This is a genomic window from Flavobacterium sp. JAS (assembly GCF_020991455.1).
Lineage (GTDB): Bacteria > Bacteroidota > Bacteroidia > Flavobacteriales > Flavobacteriaceae > Flavobacterium.
This window is the reverse complement of sequence record NZ_JAJMOX010000049.1, coordinates 1-791: the sequence shown is the minus strand read 5'-3', so window position 1 is coordinate 791 and position 791 is coordinate 1. Positions and strand designations below refer to the sequence as shown.

1 protein-coding gene is annotated in these 791 nt (G+C 34.6%); it reads right to left on the bottom strand.

What is annotated here, in order from left to right; all coding sequences use genetic code 11:
- A partial coding sequence (locus LPB88_RS23690; RefSeq protein ID WP_230718270.1) for an AMP-binding protein occupies nt 1-791 on the bottom strand: 791 nt, incomplete at both ends.

The window sequence follows — 791 nt, the reverse complement described above, 5'->3', positions numbered from 1 at the left end:
GCATTCCAATTATTATTAAATACTTTTATCTTATGGCCTCTAATTAGTGGCAGGAAAATACTGGTAACTGTCAAATCAAAAGATAAGGAACTAAACAAACCAAAGTCACCTTGCTGCTGGTTCTCAAAATAAAAATCCGAACACCACTTCAGGTAATTATATAAGTTTTTATTCTCGATCATAACTCCCTTAGGCTGACCTGTAGATCCTGAGGTATAAATCACATATGCTAAATCATCAGCTCCAATGATAGCGTTCAGGTTTTCCTTTGAAAACTTATCCTGAACCTGTGCAAAATTGTCTAAAATATTCTCATCAATAACGGCTTTACAGCTACTATCCTGTTCAATATACTCGATACGCTCTTGCGGGTAATTAACATCTATAGGAACATAAGCTGCTCCTGATTTTAGTATGCCCAGGATTGCTACAATCATGTTCTCACTTCTATCGAGCTTTATCCCTATCAGATCATCGGGTTTAATTGCATAATTCTCTCTTAAATAAAAAGCCAGTTGATTGGATTTTTCGTTAAGTTCCTGATACGTTAGTTTTGTTTCTTCAAAAACAACGGCAATATTATTTGGTGTTTCTCTAACCTGCTCTTCAAATAAATCAATGAAGGTTTTATCATCAGGGTAAGAAGTATCTGTGTCATTGAATTTAACCAATAACTCCTTTTCTTCTTCCGGGGTTAAATAATCAAGACTGTTTAAAGCGCTGGATTTATGAACACTAAACGCTTTTACCAGATTAAAAACATGATGGGTAATTCTTTTAATAAGCTGCGT